This window comes from Streptomyces sp. NPDC006643 (genome assembly GCF_042870175.1).
Taxonomy (GTDB): domain Bacteria; phylum Actinomycetota; class Actinomycetes; order Streptomycetales; family Streptomycetaceae; genus Streptomyces.
Genome location: NZ_JBIAHA010000003.1, coordinates 154,773 through 172,955, shown reverse-complemented (window position 1 = coordinate 172,955; position 18,183 = coordinate 154,773). Strand labels below are relative to the sequence as shown.

Here is an 18,183-nt window from a genome sequence, read left to right as displayed (position 1 = left end):
GCGGCGCCCGGCGGCGCGAAGTCACTTGGCGCCGCCGGTCAACCCACTGGTCGCGGGCGTGCGCGGCCGTGAACAATATCCGTATGACTGTTCTCGGCGCCGTGTTCCGCCCCCAACTTCCCCCCGAACGACTCCGTGACATCGCCCGCGCCGCGGACGACGCCGGCCTGGACGAGCTGTGGCTCTGGGAGGACTGCTTCCTGGAGAGCGGTATCGCCAGCGCCTCCGCGGCCCTGGCCTGGACGGAGCGGCTGCGTGTCGGCGTGGGTCTGCTCCCCGTCCCCCTGCGCAACGTCGCGCTGACGGCCATGGAGGCCGCCACCTTGCACCGGCTGTTCCCGGGGCGGCCGATCCTCGGGATCGGGCACGGCGTCCAGGACTGGATGGGGCAGACCGGTACGCGCGTCGAGTCGCCCGTGACGCTGCTGCGTGAGCATCTGGTGGCGCTGCGCGCGCTGCTGGCGGGTGAGCGGGTGACGACGGACGGGCGTTACGTGAAGCTGGACGCCGTCGCACTCGACTGGCCGCCGGCCACCACGCCCGCGCCGCCCGCCGTGTTCGCCGGTGCCACCGGGCCGCGCACGATGCGGCTGACGGGTGAGGCCGCCGACGGCACCGTACTGACCGGTGGCACGTCGCCCGACGCCGTACGCCGCTCGCGCCAACTCATCGCGGAGGGGCGGGAGTCGGCGGGCCGTACCGGTCATCATCCGGTGGTCGTCTATCTCCTCGCGGCGACCGGCCCGGACGCCGACGCGCGGCTGCGCGCCGAGTTGGCCACCATGGGCGACGTCTGGGGGCCCGACGGCCCGTACGGAGTGGCGGGTTCGGCCGCTGCCGTCGCCGAGGCCGTGCTGGCGCTGGCGGCGGCCGGAGCCGACACGGTGGTGCTTCAGCCGACCGCCGACGAACCGGACCCGGAGGGCTTCGTACGGTTCACGGCCGCCGAGGTCCGCCCGCTGGTGCCGCGCGAGGCGTGAGCGGGGGCTGAGGGAGGAGTGGGCGGTGCACGGGGATTGACCTTGAGATTGGGGCAGACCTACGGTCGCCGGGCAGCCCTTCGCGGCTAAATGAGGAGGTCGTGCCCGTGCGCCCCACCGCCCCACTCATCCTCGTCACGGTCCTGGCCGCCGGTACGCTCACGGCGTGCGGCGGCGGGTCCGGCAGCGATCCGGACACCGTCAAGGTGGCCTACAACAGATCGACGGACAACAAGATCCGCTTCAAGGACAACTATCTGGAGTCCGTCAAGAAGCAGTTCGAGAAGGAGAATCCGGGCAAGAAGGTCGAACTGATCCCGATCCAGGCCCCGGACAACGACTACGCCACCAAGGCGCAGCAGATGATGCGCTCCCCGAAGACCGCGCCCGACGTGGTCTACGAGGACACCTTCCGCATCAACTCCGACATCAAGGCCGGCTATCTGCGCCCGCTGGACGAGTATCTGAACAAGTGGGACGCCTGGGACCAGTTCGTCGACACGGCGAAGTCGGCCGCGAAGGCGGAGGACGGCAAGACGTACGGCATCCCCGACGGCACCGACACCCGCGGCCTCTGGTTCAACAAGAAGATCTTCGCCGAGGCGGGCCTGCCCGCCGACTGGCAGCCCAAGAACTGGGCGGAGGTCCTGGACGCGGCGCGCACGATCAAGCGCGAGGTCCCGGACGCGATCCCGCTCAACGTCTACACCGGCAAGGGCCCCGGCGAGGCCGCCGTCATGCAGGGCTTCGAGATGCTGCTGTACGGCACGGGCGCGGACCCGCTCTACGACCCGGCGTCGAAGAAGTGGGTGGCGGGCGGCAAGGGCTTCGTGGACGCGCTCGACTTCGTACGGACCGTGTACTCCGAGAAGTTGGGGCCGGACGTCTCCGACGCGCTCGATCCCAACATCGGTACGCGCGTGGCGACCGAGTTCTTCCCCGAGGGCAAGCTGGCGATCTCCCTCGACGGCTCCTGGATGGGTCAGAACTGGATCAACAAGGGCCCCAAGGAGTGGCCCGACTGGACCACCGAGCTGGCCCAGGCCCCGATGCCGACGCAGAACGGGCAGGCGCCCGGCAGTGTGTCGATGTCCGGCGGGTGGGCGTGGTCGATTCCGCAGAAGTCCCAGAACCCGGACCTGGCCTTCGAGTTCATCAAGACGCAGCAGACGAAGGAGAACGCCGTCGAGTGGGACGTCGTCGGCGCGCAGATCGCCGTCCGCAAGGATGTGGCGGCCGACCCGAGGTATCTGAAGTCGATGCCCGGTGTCGACTTCTTCACCAAGCTCGTGGAGGTGACCAACTACCGCCCCGCGCTGCCCGTTTACCCGCAGGTGTCGTCCGCCATCGGCGAGGCGATGGAGTCGGTGACGACGGGTGACTCGTCGGCGGCGGACGCGGCGAAGGCGTACGACGAGGAGCTGAAGAGCATCGCCGAGGGCGCGGTGGTCGAGAAGTGAGCACCACGGCGGGGGCGTCGTGAGCGCGGTGAGCGGCGCCGCGGCCGGCGCCCCGGTGAGCAAGCCGCCCGTGGCGCCGGCCGACGGCGGACAGCGGGGCACCGGCCGCGACGGCCGCAAGGCGAGGGCGCGGCCGTTGCGCTGGCTCCCGCTCGCCCCCGCGACCGTACTGCTGCTCCTGTTCCTCGCCGGGCCGATCGGCTACTGCGTCTGGATCGCCTTCACCAACACGCAGTTGACGGGCTCGTCCACCTCCGACTTCGTCGGCCTGGACAACTTCCGGCGGGCCTTCGCCGACGACAACTTCCGCAACGCGGTCTGGCTGACGCTCGTCTTCACCTTCGTCTCCTCGATCGTCGGCCAGAACACGATCGGGCTGGCGCTGGCCGGTCTGATGCGGGCCGCGTCCCGGCCGGTGCGCACCGTCACCGGCGCCGTGGTGATCGCGGCGTGGGTGCTGCCGGAGATCGTCGCGGCGTTCCTGCTGTACGCGTTCTTCCGCCGCGAGGGGACGCTGAACGCCATCCTGGACTGGCTCCATCTGCCGTCCCAGAACTGGCTGTTCACCCTGCCGATCCTGGCGGTGTCGTTCGCCAACGTGTGGCGGGGGACGGCGTTCTCGATGCTGATCTACTCCGCCGCGCTCTCCGAGATCCCGAAGGAGATCACGGAGGCGGCCGAGGTCGACGGCGCGAACGGCGTACGGCGGCTGTGGTTCATCACGCTGCCGATGATCCGGCGCTCCATCGGCACCAATCTGATGCTCAACACGCTCTCCACCCTCTCCGTCTTCGGACTGATCTGGGCGATGACACGCGGCGGTCCGGGCAACCGCAGCCAGACCCTGCCGGTGTTCATGTACGACCAGGCGTTCCTCAAGAGCCTGATCGGTTACGGCACGGCGGTCGCGCTGCTGCTGCTTCTCGTGGGCGCGCTGTTCTCGATCGTCTATGTGCGTCTGCTCAAGGTGGAGGTGTGATGAAGCGCGCCACTCGCGTCCGGCTCGCCTCGGACGCCGCGCTGGCCGTGGTGGCCGCGGCCTTCCTGCTGCCGCTGCTGTGGCTGGTGCTGTCCTCGATCGACGCCGAGGCGGATCTGCGGGTACGGCTGCCGTCGTCGCCGACGACGGAGAACTTCAGCGCGGTACTGACGGACGAGATCACGTTCACACCGATGCTCAACAGCCTGCTGCTGTGTGGCAGTGCGACGATCCTCACCGTGGCGTGCGCGGCGCTGGCGGCGTACCCGCTGTCGCGCTACCGCTCGCGGTTCAGCCGCCCGTATCTGCTGACCATCCTGTTCACGACGTGTCTGCCGATCACCGCGATCATGGTCCCGGTGTACGGACTCTTCGTCCAGGTCAATCTGGTCGACACGATGTACGGCACGGCGCTCTTCCTCGCGACGTCCCAACTGCCCTTCTCCATCTGGCTGATGAAGAACTTCATGGACGGGGTGCCGACCGTCCTGGAGGAGGCGGCGTGGACGGACGGGGCCTCGATGCTCCAGACGCTGACCCGGATCGTGCTGCCGCTGATGGGGCCGGGCATGACGGTCGTCATGATCTACACGTTCATCCAGCTCTGGGGGAACTTCTTCGTCCCCTTCATGCTGCTGCTCAGCCCCGACCAACTGCCCGCGTCCGTATCGATCTTCACGTTCTTCGGCAACTACGGCTCGGTGGTCTACGGCCAGCTCGCGGCGTTCTCGATCCTCTACTCCACGCCGGTGCTGCTGCTGTACATCCTGATCTCGCGCCGGCTGGGCGGGGGCTTCGCGCTGGGCGGTGCGGTGAAGGGGTAGCACCGCCGCACCGCACCGCGCCGTACCCACCGCGTCGCGCCGTACGGGGCCGGGGGCCCCGGCCCCGTACGCCCTAGAAGACCGACTCCGCCTCGAACATCCGGTTCTCCGGCACCCTCTTCAGGCGGGTGACCGCCTCCGCCAGCGGCACCATCGCCACCTTCGTGCCATGCAGCGCCGTCATCCTGCCGAAGTCGCCGTTGTGGACGGCCTCCACCGCGTGCCAGCCGAAGCGCGTCGCCAGCACCCTGTCGTACGCGGTCGGCGTCCCCCCGCGCTGCACATGGCCGAGGATGACCGGCCTGGCCTCCTTGCCCATCCGGCGCTCCAGCTCGCCCGCGAGGCGGTTGCCGATGCCCTCGAAGCGTTCGTGGCCGAACTGGTCGATCTCGCCCTTCACGTAGTGCATGGAACCCTCCGCCGGGTGCGCGCCCTCGGCGACGCAGATGACGGCGAACTTCTTGCCGCGCGCGAAGCGCTCCTCGACCATCTTCACGATGCTGTCCACCTCGAACGGCCGCTCCGGCAGACAGATGCCGTGCGCGCCGCCCGCCATGCCCGACTCCAGCGCGATCCATCCGGCGTGCCGGCCCATGACCTCGACGACCATGACGCGCTGATGCGACTCGGCCGTGGTCTTGAGCCGGTCGATGGCCTCGGTCGCGACCATCACGGCCGTGTCGAAGCCGAAGGTGCGGTCCGTGGACGAGATGTCGTTGTCGATGGTCTTCGGTACGCCCACCACCGGCATCCCCGCGTCGGAGAGCATCCGGGCCGCCGTGAGCGTGCCCTCGCCGCCGATCGGGATCAGCGCGTCGATGCCGTACTTACGGCCCAACTCGTCCGCGCTCTCGGCCGCTTCCCGCAGCCGGCCGCGCTCCAGCCGGGCCGAGCCGAGGATCGTGCCGCCGCGCGCGAGGATGCCGCTGACGGAGTCGAGGTCGAGCGGGCGGTAGTGACCGTCGAGGAGGCCCTTGAAGCCGTCCTCGAATCCGATGACCTCGTCCCCGTGTCCGGTCATCGCGCGGTGCACGACCGAACGGATCACGGCGTTCAGGCCGGGACAGTCGCCGCCTGCGGTGAGAACTCCGATACGCATCGCGCTGTGTCTCCTGCTCGCTAGGGGGGTGTCTTGTGCGGGCCGCGGACGACCCGTCGCGGAGGCGCCGTACCCACCCCCACAGGTATTGTCAAGAGGGCTTTGCCACCCTAACGGGCCTAACGGCAGAAACAGGAATTTCCCCTCCCGCCCCACCGCTGCCGGTCCGCACCACCCCCACCATCTTCGTCGAACAGGAGAGCACGCGGTGACACGCAGCGTGTACGTGACCGGGATCGAGCGCGGCGACGGCCGGCAGGTCGTCGAGCTGGGGGTCATGGAGCTACTGACCCGCCAGGTGGACCGCGTGGGCGTCTTCCGCCCGCTGGTGCACGACAACGGCCCCGACCGCCTGTTCGACCTGCTGCGGGCCCGCTACCGGCTCTCGCAGGACCCCGCGTCCGGCTACGGCCTGCGGTACGCGGACGCCGCCGCGATCCAGGCCGAAGGCGGTACGGACGAACTGGTCCAGCAGCTCGTACGGCGCTTCCACGAAGTCGCCCGGGACTACGAGGTCGTGCTCGTCCTCGGCACCGACTTCGCCGCCACCCAGCTGCCCGACGAGCTGTCGCTCAACGCGCGCCTGGCCAATGAGTTCGGCGCCTCCGTCATACCGGTGGTCGGCGGCAAGGGCCAAGGGGCCGACTCCGTACAGTCCGAGGCACGCAACGCCCACCGGGCGTACGCCGGGCTCGGCTGCGACGTCCTCGCGATGGTCGTGAACCGGGTCGCCCCCGAGGACCGCGACGCGATCGACGCCCAGCTCGGGGCGCAGCTGCCGGTGCCCTGTTACACCCTCCCCGACGAGGCGGCGCTGGCCGCCCCGACCGTCGCGCAGATCACCCGCGCCCTCGGCGGCACGGTGCTGCTCGGCGACGAAGCCGGTCTGGCGCGCGACGCGCTCGACTTCGTCTTCGGCGGCGCGATGCTGCCGAATCTGCTGGGCGCGCTGACGCCGGGCTGTCTGCTGGTGACGCCGGGGGACCGCGCGGACCTGGTGGTGGGCGCGCTCGCCGCGCACTCGGCGGGGACGCCGCCCATCGCGGGCATCCTGCTGACGCTGGACGAGCGGCCGGCCGATTCGGTCCTCACCCTCGCCGCCAAGCTCGCGCCCGGTACCCCGGTCGTCTCGGTGGCCGCCAGTTCCTTCCCCACGGCGGGCGAACTCTTCGCCCTGGAGGGGAAGTTGAACGCCGATACGCCGCGCAAGGCGGAGACGGCGCTGGGTCTGTTCGAGCGGTACGTGAACACCGGCGATCTGCTGGCGCGGATCTCGGTGGCGCGCAGCGGCCGGGTGACGCCGATGATGTTCGAGCACGACCTGCTGGAGCAGGCCCGTTCCGTACGCCGCCGGGTCGTGCTGCCCGAGGGCACGGAGGAGCGGGTGCTGCGCGCGGCCGATGTGCTGCTGCGCCGCGACGTGTGCGACCTGACGCTCCTCGGGGATGTCGACACCATCGTGAAGAAGGCCGCCGATCTCGGTATCGACCTGGCGGGCACCCAGCTGATCGACCCGGCGACGGACGAGCTGCGGCAGCGGTTCGCCGAGCGCTACGCGCAGCTGCGCGCGCACCGGGGCGTGACGGTGGAGCTGGCGCACGACGTGGTGGCCGACGTGAACTACTTCGGCACGCTGATGGTGGACGCGGGCCTGGCCGACGGCATGGTGTCGGGTTCGGTGCACTCCACGGCGGCCACGATCCGCCCGGCGTTCGAGATCATCAAGACCAGATCGGCCTCGTCCAGCGTCTCGTCCGTCTTCTTCATGTGCCTGGCCGACAAGGTGCTCGTGTACGGCGACTGCGCCGTCATCCCGGACCCGGACGCCACGCAGCTCGCGGACATCGCGGTGCAGGCCGCCGCGACCGCCGCGCGGTTCGGGGTGGAGCCGCGGATCGCGATGCTGTCCTACTCGACCGGGACCTCGGGCTCCGGCGCGGACGTCGACAAGGTGCGCGAGGCGACGGAGCTGGTGCGCGAGGCGCGGCCCGAGCTGCGGATCGAGGGGCCGATCCAGTACGACGCGGCGGTGGAGCCGAGCGTGGCCGCGACGAAGCTGCCGGATTCGGAGGTGGCGGGGCGCGCGACGGTGCTGATCTTCCCCGACCTGAACACCGGCAACAACACGTACAAGGCCGTGCAGCGTTCGGCGGGCGCGGTGGCGGTGGGGCCGGTGATGCAGGGGCTGCGCAAGCCGGTGAACGACCTGTCGCGCGGCGCCCTGGTGCAGGACATCGTGAACACCGTCGCGATCACCGCCGTACAGGCGCAGGGCGACGACGCGTAACTCCGCGACCTCCCCCGGCCCCCACCGGCCACCGCCGGCCGCCACCGTCCACCACCCGAGCCCGACCGAAAGGCATCCTGCCCGTGACCTCGCACGCCACCCGAGTCCTCGTGCTCAACTCCGGCTCCTCGTCGGTGAAGTACCAGCTGCTGGACATGCGCGACGGCAGCCGTCTCGCCGCCGGCCTCGTCGAGCGGATCGGCGAGAGCACGTCCCGCCTGGCCCACACACCGCCCACGGGCGAGGCGCGGGAGCGTACGGAGCGGATCGCCGACCACACACGGGCACTGTCGGCCGTCGCCGAGGAGCTGGCGCACGACGGCATCGGCCTCGACTCCCCCGAGCTGGCGGCGATCGGCCACCGGGTGGTGCACGGCGGGCCGGAGTTCAGCGCCCCGGCCGTGATCGACGACGCCGTGCTCGCGGAGATCGAGCGGCTGGTGCCGCTGGCGCCGCTGCACAACCCGGCGAACATCACGGGTATCCGGACCGCGCGGGCCCTGCGCCCCGATCTGCCGCAGGTCGCGGTCTTCGACACGGCGTTCCACTCGACGATGCCTGAGTCCGCCGCGCGGTACGCGATCGACGTCGCGACGGCCGACGCGCACCGGATCCGCCGGTACGGCTTCCACGGCACCTCGCACGCGTATGTCTCCCGGCGCGCCGCCGAGCTGCTGGGCCGCGCGCCCGAGGAGCTGAATCTGATCGTGCTGCACCTGGGCAACGGGGCGTCGGCGTCGGCCGTCGCGGGCGGGCGCTGCGTGGACACCTCGATGGGGCTGACCCCCTTGGAGGGGCTGGTGATGGGTACGCGCTCGGGAGACATCGATCCGGCGGTGGTCTTCCATCTGGAGCGGGTCGCCGAAATGGGCACGGACGAGATCGATGAACTTCTGAACAAGAAGAGCGGACTGGCAGGGCTCTGCGGTGACAACGACATGCGGGAGATCCGCCGCCGGGTCGACGCCGGTGACGCGGCGGCGACGCTGGCCTTCGAGATTTACATCCATCGGCTGAAGAAGTACATCGGCGCCTATTACGCGGTGCTGGGCCGGGTGGACGCGGTGGTGTTCACCGCGGGGGTCGGTGAGAACGCGGCGCCGGTACGAGCCGCCGCGATCGCCGGGCTCGGGGAGTTGGGGCTGGTCGTGGACGCGCGGCTGAACGCCGTACGGTCCGGCGAGCCGCGCCTCGTATCGCCGGAACACGCGCGCGTCGCCGTCGCCGTGGTGCCGACCGATGAGGAAATGGAGATCGCCCGCCAGACTTTCGCGCTGGTCGGCCCGGTCGACGCCTGAGCGCCACCCCGCCCATTTGTACTTTCCGCCAGACGGAATATTCCGACTCGAAACAAACCGATAGGATCCGCCTTATGCGCCGTTCCAAAATTGTCTGCACACTAGGCCCCGCCGTCGACTCGTACGAGCAGTTGAAATCGCTCATCGAGGCCGGTATGAACGTGGCCCGACTGAATATGAGCCACGGGTCCCACCCCGAGCACGAGGAGCGTTACCACCGCGTCCGGAAGGCGGCCGAGGCCACCGGCCGGGCCGTGGGCGTACTCGTCGACCTCCAGGGCCCGAAGATCCGGCTGGAGACCTTCGCCGAGGGGCCCGTCGAGCTGGTGCGCGGTGACGAGTTCGTCATCACCACCGAGGATGTCGCCGGGGACAAGGGCATCTGCGGCACCACCTACAAGGGCCTGCCCGGGGACGTCGCCAAGGGCGACCAGGTCCTGATCAACGACGGCAACGTCGAGCTGCGGGTGACCGAGGTCGAGGGCCCGCGGGTCAAGACCCTGGTCATCGAGGGCGGGGTCATCTCCGACCACAAGGGCATCAACCTGCCGGGTACGGCGGTCAATGTCCCGGCGCTCTCCGAGAAGGACGTCGAGGACTTGCGTTTCGCCCTGCGGATGGGCTGCGACATGATCGCGCTGTCCTTCGTGCGCGACGCGGACGACATCAACGACGTCCACAAGATCATGGATGAGGAGGGCCGCCGGGTCCCCGTCATCGCGAAGGTCGAGAAGCCGCAGGCCGTCGCCAACATGGAGGCCGTCGTCGCGGCGTTCGACAGCATCATGGTGGCCCGTGGCGACCTGGCCGTCGAGTACCCGCTCGAAAAGGTCCCGATGGTGCAGAAGCGCCTCATCGAGCTGTGCCGTCGCAACGCCAAGCCGGTGATCGTGGCGACCCAGATGATGGAGTCGATGATCACCAACTCCCGTCCGACGCGCGCCGAGGCGTCCGACGTGGCGAACGCGATCCTGGACGGGGCCGACGCGGTCATGCTGTCGGCGGAGTCGTCCGTCGGCGCGTATCCGATCGAGACCGTCAAGACCATGTCGAAGATCGTCGTCGCGGCCGAGACGGAGCTGCTGTCCAAGGGCCTCCAGCCGCTCGTACCGGGCAAGAAGCCCCGTACGCAGGGTGGTTCGGTCGCGCGCGCGGCCTGTGAGATCGCGGACTTCCTGGGCGGCAAGGCGCTGATCGCCTTCACCCAGTCCGGCGACACGGCCCGCCGGCTCTCGCGCTACCGCACGTGTCAGCCGATCCTGGCCTTCACCTCGGACGAGGCGACGCGCAACCAGCTCTCGCTGAGCTGGGGCGTCGAGTCCTTCGTCGTACCGCATGTGGACACCACGGACGCGATGGTCGATCTCGTGGACGCGGAGCTGCTGAAGCTCCAGCGGTACAGCGAGTCGGACATCATGGTCATCACGGCCGGCTCCCCGCCCGGTGTGCCCGGCACGACCAACATGGTCCGTGTCCATCACCTGGGCGACATGCGCGCCGCCGCCGACAACAGCTGAGCCGCTTCAGAACCTCGGCGGCGCACGCCGAACGCCGAACGCCGGACGGGCCGCACAGTCAGCTGTGCGGCCCGTCCGGCGTTCGGTCAGTCGGTGATGTAGTTGTGCAGTCCGGGTACGGTGAGCGTGCCGCCGAACTGGCCCGCCTGGACCACCTGGGCGTCCGTGAAGAACGCGAACGGGACGTTGAGCGGCGGCGGGGTCTCCGGGCTGAACTCGATGGGGATCAGACCGAACAGATTGCCCGTCAACTTCTCGGTGTACATGGTGACTTCACCGTCGCGGATGGTCGACGTGGAGTCCGGCCTGCTCGCCACGTGCGCCGTGCGGCCCTCGGGGTAGACGACCTTCTGGTGCAGGTCCTTGATGTCCACCTCGGAGGCGGTGAACTTCAGCGCCTTCTTGACCTTTCCGCTGCCCGTCTTCACCTCGACGATGCCGTGGTAGTCCAGACCTCGCAGCGTGAGCTTCGTGGTCTCCAGCCGCCACGGGTCGTCCGGCAACAGCGGGATGCCGGGCTCCAGTTCGGCGGCGGCCAGCGCCTCCGGGTCGGCCTCCGGGCAGGGGAAGCGCGGCTTGCCGTCGGCGCCCTCGGGGATGTCGTCGTCCTTGCGGGCGTCGAGTCCCTTCGCGTCGTCGTCCAGCTCCTCGACATCCGCCCCGGCCTTCTCCGCGGCCTCCCTGATGGCGTCCTCGGTGCTGTCGGACGAGTCGCCGTCCGAGTCCGAGTCCGAATCCGGCTTCGGGTCCGCGGGCTTGTCGGACTCGGGCTTGTCGGACTCGGGCTTCTCCGACTTCGGAGGGTCGGCCGGCTTCTCCGGCTCCTTGCCCTCGTCGGTCTCCTTGTCCTTGTCCTTGTCCGGTACGCCGAGAAGGTCGCCCAGCGCGTCACCCAGCCCCAGCGGGTCCAGCGGATTCCTGGGCTCCGACTCGCTCGGCTCCGGCGCGGGATCCTTCGGCGCGGCCGGCTTCGAGGCGTCGGACGCGGGCGGCGTCTCGCCGGGTGAAGGCTCGGGACCGTCGCCGCCCGTGGGCGGTTCCGGCTCGCCCGTGGCGTCCCCCGACGGGCCCTCGGACGGATCGCCGGACGCCTCGTCCGACGGCTTGTCGGACGGCGACGGCGAGGCGGACTCCTCCGGCGGCTCGTCCGAGCGCGTGACGCACGGCCCCGGCGCGAACGGAATGTCCTTGGCGTCCTCGGCCAGCGCCAGCCGGGGCGTGAGCCCCATCCCGACGAACACCGCCGTCGGCATCGCGGCCAGCGCGAACGCCTTGCCGGCCGGGATCTGGAGCTTGGTCAGCAGCGACTTCCTGGGGGCGGCGTGGCGCGGGCCGCTTCTCTCGCGGGCCCGCCCGCCGCCGGCCGTCTCCGGCCGCGTGTCCTCACCCCGCACTGTTCCTCCCGCCGTTGGCATGAGCAGTCGTGTCCGTCAGATTCGGGTCCCCGTCAGACGGGCCGGGGAGAAAAGGGCCGTCCCCGCCCCCGTCCGGGGTTCCCTGGTCGACGGCGCCGCCGTCCGGCACGAACGTCTGCTGTCGTACGGCCGCGTGCTTGGCCGGCCGGCCGTGGCCCGAGTCGTCCGCGTGCTCCTCGTCCGCGGGCCGGCCCGGCGCCCAGGCGATGGACAGACCTCCGCCGATGAGGGCGAGAAGTACGCCGAACATGAATCCGCCGAGGTTCGACACGGGTATCGAGACAAGTCCCAGCAGGATCGTGGCGACACCCGCGAACACCCGCACGATGCTCTGGAACCACATCGTCAGACCGAGCGTGGCCAGCAGGACTCCGATGATCAGCGAGCCCGCGCCGGCGGTGGTCGCCATGGTCAGCGTGAGATTGCCGATCTTGAGGTTGGCGTAGGGGAAGTAGGCGATCGGCACTCCGCTGAGGAGTGTCAACAACCCCGCCCAGAACGGCCGAGTACCCCGCCAGGCGCGGAAGCGCAGCCGCCAGTACGTGAATCGGCCGCGGGGATCCGAAGACTCGGCGCTCATGGAAAACAGCTCCCTGGAACCGGTGTTGCTGTGAGAAATTGGGGGAGTGGGCGGACGCGACCGCCTCATACGGGCGCGCCCGCCCCAAATGGGGCATGTGCTCAGGACCCGGTCAGGGTCTAGTAGCACTCCTTGGTGCCCTTGTGCAGCTTCAGGCTCAGATTGCTCAGCTCGAAGGTGCCGGCCGTGGTGGCCCACGCCGTCTGCTCGACATCGGTCAGTGTCGCCTTCTCGGCGCGCTGGGCGAAACCGAACGGGTTGACCTTCTTCTCGGTCCCCGGCTGGATCCCCGCGTCCTTGGCCGCGACGCCGATGTCGATGTTCCTGAACTTCGCGTCCGCCTTGAGATCGGCGACGTCCAGATACAGATTGGTCGCCCGTACCGGCTTCTTGGGGTTGGTGCCGGCCCGCAGTTCAAGGCTGACACTGCCGAAGATCGGGACGTCCGGAGTGACCACCGACTGGCACATGTTGGTGATCTTCGCCCGGCTGAAGCCGGAGACGGCCACCGGGTGGGCGGTCTTGTTGCCCTTGAGATCGGTACCGTCGGCCATGCTTCCGTACTGAACGAAGTCATAGCCGACCAGTTCGTCGGCCGAGACCTTGAAACTCTGCCCCGACACACTGAACGACGCGGCGAGCGCGCCCTGTGCCAGAGCGACACCTATCGCGGCCGTCGCGGCCACGCTCGGCACCATGACAACGGCGAACCGCTTCCATCTGGTCCCGCCACGTGCTTGGGACTCCATCACTTTCCTCCTTCTCGGACGTACATCTCCGGATCGGGCCTGGGCCCGTCCTGGGATGGGAGAAGTGCTACGTCCTCGGGAAGGAGAGCGCCGTTGCGTATCAGCGGAACGAGCCGCGTCAGAATCACCGACGATCACCCCCGAGCGACAACCACTGGACCACGCGCGTCGCGTGGCCGCCGGACAGGCCCCGCCGGTCGACGGGAACCCCCCTGTCCGTGGGTCGGCGCCACTGCTCCGCCGGCCCGCCCGGTGGGGATCCAACGTGCGGTGGCCACGGCCGGATCGCCGCGCCGGTGCGCTGTTGGACCGAGCGTGGACGATCGTGGTGTATTCGCGCTCGGGGCACAAGGGGGTTCGTTACTGGCAAGTAATGAGTGGTTCACGAAGGGGCCACGTGGCGGCGTCGCACGGGCACACAGGGTGCCCCAAATCGCCCCGACAGAACTCGTGAATACCGCCAATAACCGGACAGACCAAGCAGGTTGATTTACTCGGAGTAACAGCGGCCCCGCTTTACCAAGTTTTGGTAAAGCGGGGCCGTCGGTGTCGTCGGGTCGGCAAATCGCCACGCGTCCGTCCAATGCCCGGAACGGACCCGGTACTAGGTCAGAAAAGCACCCGCGCGAGCGCGGAGCGGGCCGCCGTCACCCGGGGGTCGTCCGAGCCGATCACCTCGAAGAGTTCGAGCAGCCGCAGCCGCGCCGCGTCCCGGTCCTCCCCCGCCGTGCGCCGTACGGCCTCGACCAACCGGCCGAAGGCGTCCTCCACATGACCGCCGACCAGATCGAGGTCGGCCGCGGCGATCTGGGCGGGCACGTCGTCCGGCCGCTCCGCCGCGTCCTTGCGCACCTGCTGCGGGTCCATCCCCTTGACCCGGGCGAGCAGTTCGGCCTGGGCGAGACCGAGCTTCGCCTCCGTATTGCCCGGGTCGTCCGCGAGCACATTGCGGTACGCCTGCGCGGCGCCGCCGAAGTCGTCGGCGTCCAGGGCGCGTACGGCCGCTTCGAGCAGCGCGTCGTACGGTCCCGCCTGCTCGGCCGGCGCCGCCGACCCGTCGTCCGCGCCGGCCTCCGCCTCGGCGTCGACCGTGATGCCGGTGAGCCCGAAGCGCTGCTCGCCGACCTGGATCAACTGGTCGAGCGTCTCGCGGATCTGGGTCTCGGGGGCCGCGCCCTGGAAGAGGGGCAGCGCCTGGCCGGCCACCACGGCGAAGACCGCGGGAATGCCCTGGATCTGGAACTGCTGCATCAACATCTGGTTGGCGTCGACGTCGACCTTGGCGAGGACGAACCGGCCGTTGTACTCACGCGCCAGCCGCTCCAGCACGGGACTGAGCTGCTTGCACGGCTCGCACCACTCGGCCCAGAAGTCGATGACGACCGGGACCTCGGAGGAGCGCTGGAGGACGTCGCGCTCGAAGCCCGCCTCGTCGACGTCGATCACCAGACTGGAGGGGGGTACGGCACCGGTGTCGCCCCGACGGGCCGCCTCGGCGCGGGCCTGCTCGGCCTTGGCCTTGGCCTCACCGGCCGCCTTCACCGCGGCGAGATCGACGACGCCGCTCATGGACATGTTCCTAGGCTGCATGAGTACATCCTCCCCTCTCCGCGCGCGCATGTGAAAAGCAATCGGACAGTGTGTACCGGCCATGCACAACCGCGCCCGTCCCCGCGAACCCCGCAGGCCGCGGAGCGCACGGGCGGACACGGTCGTCACGCCTGCACGAGCCCCGCGCATGACCTGAACACGTACGGGGCAAGTCCCCCGTGGGGGACCAGGGTTCGACACGGGGTCCCCACCCCGCGTCAGTGGTCGTCGCTCAAGGACCGCCAGGAAGAAACGGCCTTTCGCTACGGGCCGTAGCGTATCCGGAAGCTACCCCGTCCGTGTGAGATTCATCCGGTGAACTGACTCACAGCGAACTCCCTACCGACGGGTATGGTCGCGGACATGCTGAGCCGCCGCCACGACAACCCCACCCGTTCCGGCCGTCCCCGCAGCGCCGCGGCCGACACCGCGATCCTGCTGGCGACCCGGGCGGCGCTGGTGGAACTGGGCTGGTCCAAGCTGTCGATGGGCGACGTCGCCGCGCGCGCGGGCGTCGCCAAGACCACGCTCTACCGGCGCTGGGCGAGCAAGAACGAACTCGTGGTCGACGCGGTCGCCGTCATCTTCGACGAGATCGAGATCCATGACCGGGGCAGCCTCACGGCCGACATCGAGGGCGTGGTGCTCCAGTTCGCCGCCCTGCTGGAGCGGCCGGAGACCAAGACGGCGCTGATGGCGGTGGTCGCCGAGTCGACGCGGGACGACGCGCTGCGGGACCGGATCCGTACGGCGATCGTGGACCGGCAGAAGGGTCTGGTGCTCAAGGGCCGTGAACGGGCGCAGGCACGGGGCGAGTTGGCGTACGAGAGCGACCCCGGGACGGCGGCGCGGAACGCCGACCTGATCTTCGACGTGATAGCGGGCGCGGTGGTGCACCGGACGCTGGTGAGCGCTGAGCCGGTGGACGAGGAGTGGGCGCGCGGCTTCACCCTGCTGCTGGTGGCGGGGCTGGGCTCGATGCAGGGGGCGTGACCACCGGCGCTCGACATCAAGCGGGCTCGACCTCAAGCGGGCTCGACCTCAAGCGGACTTGACCTCAAGCGGACTTGGGCTTTTAGCGTCGTGGGCGTACCGATTCCGGATCACGCACGGCAAAGGACGCCCCCATGACCGTTCAGGAGTACAGCACCGAGCAGTTGGCCGCCCAGCCGATCGGCTACTGGAGCGGCGCGACGATGCGCCATGTCGTCGGCGCCATCCGCGCCGAGCTGGCCGCCGAACAGCTCACCCAGCCGCACTGGTGGACGCTCAACCATGTCGCCGGCGCCCCCGGCGAGTGGGGCCGCGCCCGGCTGACCGACCAGCTCGCGCCCTTCGACGACCAGGGCAGCGACTTCGAGGCCGTGTACGGCGATCTGGTCGCCCGCGGCTGGCTCACCGAGGAATCGGGCACGTTCGTCCTCACGGAGGCGGGAGAGGCCGGCCGGCGGCGCGCCAAGGAGCGGCTGGCAAAGGTGAACGAGCGGGTGCACGAGGGCATTTCGCCGGGCGAGTACGCGGCGGCGCTGAACGTCCTGCGCCGCATGGTCGACAACCTGGGCGGCGACAGCGACCTGCCGCGGGCGACCCCGCGGGCGGGCGGCTGAGATCCCGCCCGCGGGCCATGCCGGCGGCCTTGCGGGATCAGAAGCCGGGCGGCTCCGTGTACGTGCCCCACTCGTCCCGCAGGACCCCGCAGATCTCGCCCAGCGTCGCCTCCGCGCGGACGGCCTGAAGCATCGGCCCGATCATGTTCGACCCGTCGCGCGCGGAGGCCAGCATCGCGTCCAGCGCCGTACGGACACGGGCGTCGTCGCGGCCGGCCTTGCGGTCCGCCAGCTCGGCCACCTGGTCGCGCTCGACCTCGTGGCTGACCCGCAGGATCTCCAGGTCGCCGGTGACCGAGCCGTGGTGCGCGTTGACGCCGACGACGCGCTTCTCGCCCTTCTCCAGCGCGCGCTGGTACTGGAACGCGGACTCGGCGATCTCGCCGGTGAACCAGCCGTCCTCGATACCGCGCAGAATGCCGGACGTCATCGGGCCGATCGGGTGCTGCCCGTCGGGGTGCGCCCGCAGACCGCGCTCCTTGATCTGGTCGAAGATCTTCTCCGCGTCGGCCTCGATCCGGTCGGTGAGCTGCTCGACGTACCAGGAACCGCCCAGCGGGTCGGCCACGTTGGCGACGCCGGTCTCCTCCATCAGCACCTGCTGCGTACGGAGCGCGATCTCGGCGGCCTGCTCGCTGGGCAGGGCCAGGGTCTCGTCCAGGGCGTTGGTGTGCAGCGAGTTGGTGCCGCCGAGGACCGCCGACAGGGCCTCGACCGCGGTCCGTACGACGTTGTTGTACGGCTGCTGCGCGGTGAGCGAGACGCCCGCCGTCTGGGTGTGGAAGCGCAGCCACTGCGCCTTGTCGGTCCTGGCGCCGTACGTCTCCCTCATCCAGCGCGCCCAGATCCGGCGCGCGGCGCGGAACTTGGCGATCTCCTCGAAGAAGTCGAGGTGCGCGTCGAAGAAGAAGGACAGGCCGGGGGCGAAGACGTCGACGTCCATGCCGCGCGAGAGGCCCAGCTCCACATAGCCGAAGCCGTCGGCGAGGGTGTACGCCAGCTCCTGCGCGGCCGTGGCTCCGGCCTCGCGGATGTGGTAGCCGGAGACGGAGAGGGGCTTGTACGCGGGGATGGACGCCGCGCAGTGCTCCATCAGGTCGCCGATCAGCCGCAGATGGGGCTCGGGCTGGAAGAGCCACTCCTTCTGCGCGATGTACTCCTTGAAGATGTCGGTCTGGAGCGTGCCGTTCAGTACGGCGGGGTCGATGCCCTGGCGCTCGGCGGCGACGAGATACATGCAGAAGACGGGGACGGCGGGGCCGCTGATGGTCATGGACGTCGTGACGTCGCCGAGCGGGAGGTCGCCGAAGAGGATCTCCATGTCGGCGGCGGAGTCGATCGCGACGCCGCAGTGGCCGACCTCGCCGAGCGAGCGCGGGTCGTCGGAGTCGCGGCCCATCAGGGTCGGCATGTCGAAGGCGACGGAGAGACCGCCGCCGCCGTTGGCGAGGATGGTCTTGTAGCGCTCGTTGGTCTGGCGCGCGTTGCCGAAACCCGCGAACTGGCGGATCGTCCACGTACGGCCCCGGTAGCCGGTCGCGTGCAGCCCGCGGGTGAAGGGGTACTCCCCCGGCCAGCCGATCCGCTCGAAGCCCTCGTAGGTGTCCCCCGGACGCGGCCCGTAGACCGGGTCGACGGGATCGCCGGAGAGCGTGCTGAAGTCGGCGTCGCGCTTGCGGGCCTTGTCGTAACGGGCCTGCCAGCGCTGGCGGCCCTCCTCGATGGCTGCGGAGTCGGCGTGCGCGTGAGCGTCCATGTTTCGAATTTACTAGGACGTCCTAGTAAAAGTCGAACGCTG

15 protein-coding genes are annotated in these 18,183 nt (G+C 69.9%); 9 read left to right on the top strand and 6 right to left on the bottom strand.

The features are described from left to right. The first annotated feature begins 83 nt into the window (after positions 1-83). The 4 genes from ACFYNU_RS05760 (at position 84) to ACFYNU_RS05745 (ending at position 4,243) form a co-directional block, all read left to right on the top strand. A complete protein-coding gene (locus tag ACFYNU_RS05760; RefSeq protein WP_356588150.1) occupies positions 84-980 on the top strand; it encodes an LLM class flavin-dependent oxidoreductase in 897 nt (298 codons plus the stop codon). A gap of 107 nt (positions 981-1,087) precedes the next feature. Beyond that, positions 1,088-2,440, top strand: a complete 1,353-nt coding sequence (locus tag ACFYNU_RS05755; RefSeq protein ID WP_356588152.1) for an extracellular solute-binding protein — start codon at positions 1,088-1,090, stop codon at positions 2,438-2,440. 19 nt (positions 2,441-2,459) lie between these two features. After that, positions 2,460-3,419: a carbohydrate ABC transporter permease gene (locus ACFYNU_RS05750; protein WP_388765225.1), complete on the top strand. Its 960-nt coding sequence runs from the start codon at positions 2,460-2,462 to the stop codon at positions 3,417-3,419. Beyond that, entirely contained in the window at positions 3,419-4,243 is an 825-nt protein-coding gene (locus ACFYNU_RS05745) for a carbohydrate ABC transporter permease (protein ID WP_356588153.1), read from the top strand. The genes ACFYNU_RS05750 and ACFYNU_RS05745 overlap by 1 nt, the downstream gene beginning before the upstream one ends. A gap of 73 nt (positions 4,244-4,316) precedes the next feature. Here ACFYNU_RS05745 and ACFYNU_RS05740 read toward each other — a convergent pair whose 3' ends face one another. After that, a complete protein-coding gene (locus ACFYNU_RS05740) occupies positions 4,317-5,342 on the bottom strand; it encodes an ATP-dependent 6-phosphofructokinase (RefSeq protein ID WP_356588155.1) in 1,026 nt (341 codons plus the stop codon). 208 nt (positions 5,343-5,550) lie between these two features. Between ACFYNU_RS05740 and pta the strand changes: the two genes are divergently transcribed. From pta to pyk, 3 genes are all read left to right on the top strand, one after another. Continuing rightward, positions 5,551-7,629, top strand: coding sequence for a phosphate acetyltransferase (pta, locus tag ACFYNU_RS05735; RefSeq protein WP_356588157.1), 2,079 nt, complete (start codon positions 5,551-5,553; stop codon positions 7,627-7,629). 83 nt (positions 7,630-7,712) lie between these two features. Next, positions 7,713-8,927 carry an acetate kinase gene (locus ACFYNU_RS05730; protein ID WP_356588159.1) on the top strand — a complete coding sequence of 405 codons (1,215 nt, stop codon included), beginning with the start codon at positions 7,713-7,715 and terminating at the stop codon, positions 8,925-8,927. A gap of 74 nt (positions 8,928-9,001) precedes the next feature. Beyond that, positions 9,002-10,444, top strand: a complete 1,443-nt coding sequence (pyk, locus tag ACFYNU_RS05725) for a pyruvate kinase (RefSeq protein ID WP_356588161.1) — start codon at positions 9,002-9,004, stop codon at positions 10,442-10,444. A gap of 86 nt (positions 10,445-10,530) precedes the next feature. Here the strand turns inward: pyk and ACFYNU_RS05720 are convergent, their stop codons facing one another. From ACFYNU_RS05720 to ACFYNU_RS05705, 4 genes are all read right to left on the bottom strand, one after another. Beyond that, entirely contained in the window at positions 10,531-11,838 is a 1,308-nt protein-coding gene (locus ACFYNU_RS05720; RefSeq protein WP_356588163.1) for a hypothetical protein, read from the bottom strand. Next, positions 11,828-12,439: a DUF6114 domain-containing protein gene (locus tag ACFYNU_RS05715; protein WP_356588165.1), complete on the bottom strand. Its 612-nt coding sequence runs from the start codon at positions 12,437-12,439 to the stop codon at positions 11,828-11,830. The genes ACFYNU_RS05720 and ACFYNU_RS05715 overlap by 11 nt, the downstream gene beginning before the upstream one ends. Positions 12,440-12,558: 119 nt before the next feature. Continuing rightward, positions 12,559-13,188: a DUF6230 family protein gene (locus ACFYNU_RS05710; protein WP_356588167.1), complete on the bottom strand. Its 630-nt coding sequence runs from the start codon at positions 13,186-13,188 to the stop codon at positions 12,559-12,561. A gap of 609 nt (positions 13,189-13,797) precedes the next feature. Next, a complete protein-coding gene (locus ACFYNU_RS05705; RefSeq protein WP_356588169.1) occupies positions 13,798-14,778 on the bottom strand; it encodes a tetratricopeptide repeat protein in 981 nt (326 codons plus the stop codon). A gap of 363 nt (positions 14,779-15,141) precedes the next feature. On the opposite strand from ACFYNU_RS05705, the gene ACFYNU_RS05700 reads away from it, so the two are divergent. Beyond that, positions 15,142-15,771, top strand: a complete 630-nt coding sequence (locus ACFYNU_RS05700) for a TetR/AcrR family transcriptional regulator (protein WP_356588171.1) — start codon at positions 15,142-15,144, stop codon at positions 15,769-15,771. A 134-nt stretch (positions 15,772-15,905) separates the two neighbouring features. After that, positions 15,906-16,385 carry a MarR family transcriptional regulator gene (locus tag ACFYNU_RS05695; RefSeq protein WP_356588173.1) on the top strand — a complete coding sequence of 160 codons (480 nt, stop codon included), beginning with the start codon at positions 15,906-15,908 and terminating at the stop codon, positions 16,383-16,385. Positions 16,386-16,422: 37 nt separating this feature from the next. Here the strand turns inward: ACFYNU_RS05695 and ACFYNU_RS05690 are convergent, their stop codons facing one another. Next, positions 16,423-18,141 carry a methylmalonyl-CoA mutase family protein gene (locus ACFYNU_RS05690; RefSeq protein ID WP_356588175.1) on the bottom strand — a complete coding sequence of 573 codons (1,719 nt, stop codon included), beginning with the start codon at positions 18,139-18,141 and terminating at the stop codon, positions 16,423-16,425. Between the last annotated feature and the right edge of the window lie 42 nt (positions 18,142-18,183).

Excerpts from the sequence above, each read along its gene's own strand:
- ACFYNU_RS05705 (WP_356588169.1), bottom strand. The coding sequence starts at position 14,778 with ATGCAGCCTAGGAACATGTCCATGAGCGGCGTCGTCGATCTCGCCGCG.
- ACFYNU_RS05695 (WP_356588173.1), top strand. The coding sequence starts at position 15,906 with ATGACCGTTCAGGAGTACAGCACCGAGCAGTTGGCCGCCCAGCCGATC.
- ACFYNU_RS05690 (WP_356588175.1), bottom strand. The coding sequence starts at position 18,141 with ATGGACGCTCACGCGCACGCCGACTCCGCAGCCATCGAGGAGGGCCGC.
- ACFYNU_RS05700 (WP_356588171.1), top strand. The coding sequence starts at position 15,142 with ATGCTGAGCCGCCGCCACGACAACCCCACCCGTTCCGGCCGTCCCCGC.
- ACFYNU_RS05740 (WP_356588155.1), bottom strand. The coding sequence starts at position 5,342 with ATGCGTATCGGAGTTCTCACCGCAGGCGGCGACTGTCCCGGCCTGAAC.
- ACFYNU_RS05710 (WP_356588167.1), bottom strand. The coding sequence starts at position 13,188 with ATGGAGTCCCAAGCACGTGGCGGGACCAGATGGAAGCGGTTCGCCGTT.
- ACFYNU_RS05715 (WP_356588165.1), bottom strand. The coding sequence starts at position 12,439 with ATGAGCGCCGAGTCTTCGGATCCCCGCGGCCGATTCACGTACTGGCGG.
- pyk (WP_356588161.1), top strand. The coding sequence starts at position 9,002 with ATGCGCCGTTCCAAAATTGTCTGCACACTAGGCCCCGCCGTCGACTCG.
- ACFYNU_RS05760 (WP_356588150.1), top strand. The coding sequence starts at position 84 with ATGACTGTTCTCGGCGCCGTGTTCCGCCCCCAACTTCCCCCCGAACGA.
- ACFYNU_RS05745 (WP_356588153.1), top strand. The coding sequence starts at position 3,419 with ATGAAGCGCGCCACTCGCGTCCGGCTCGCCTCGGACGCCGCGCTGGCC.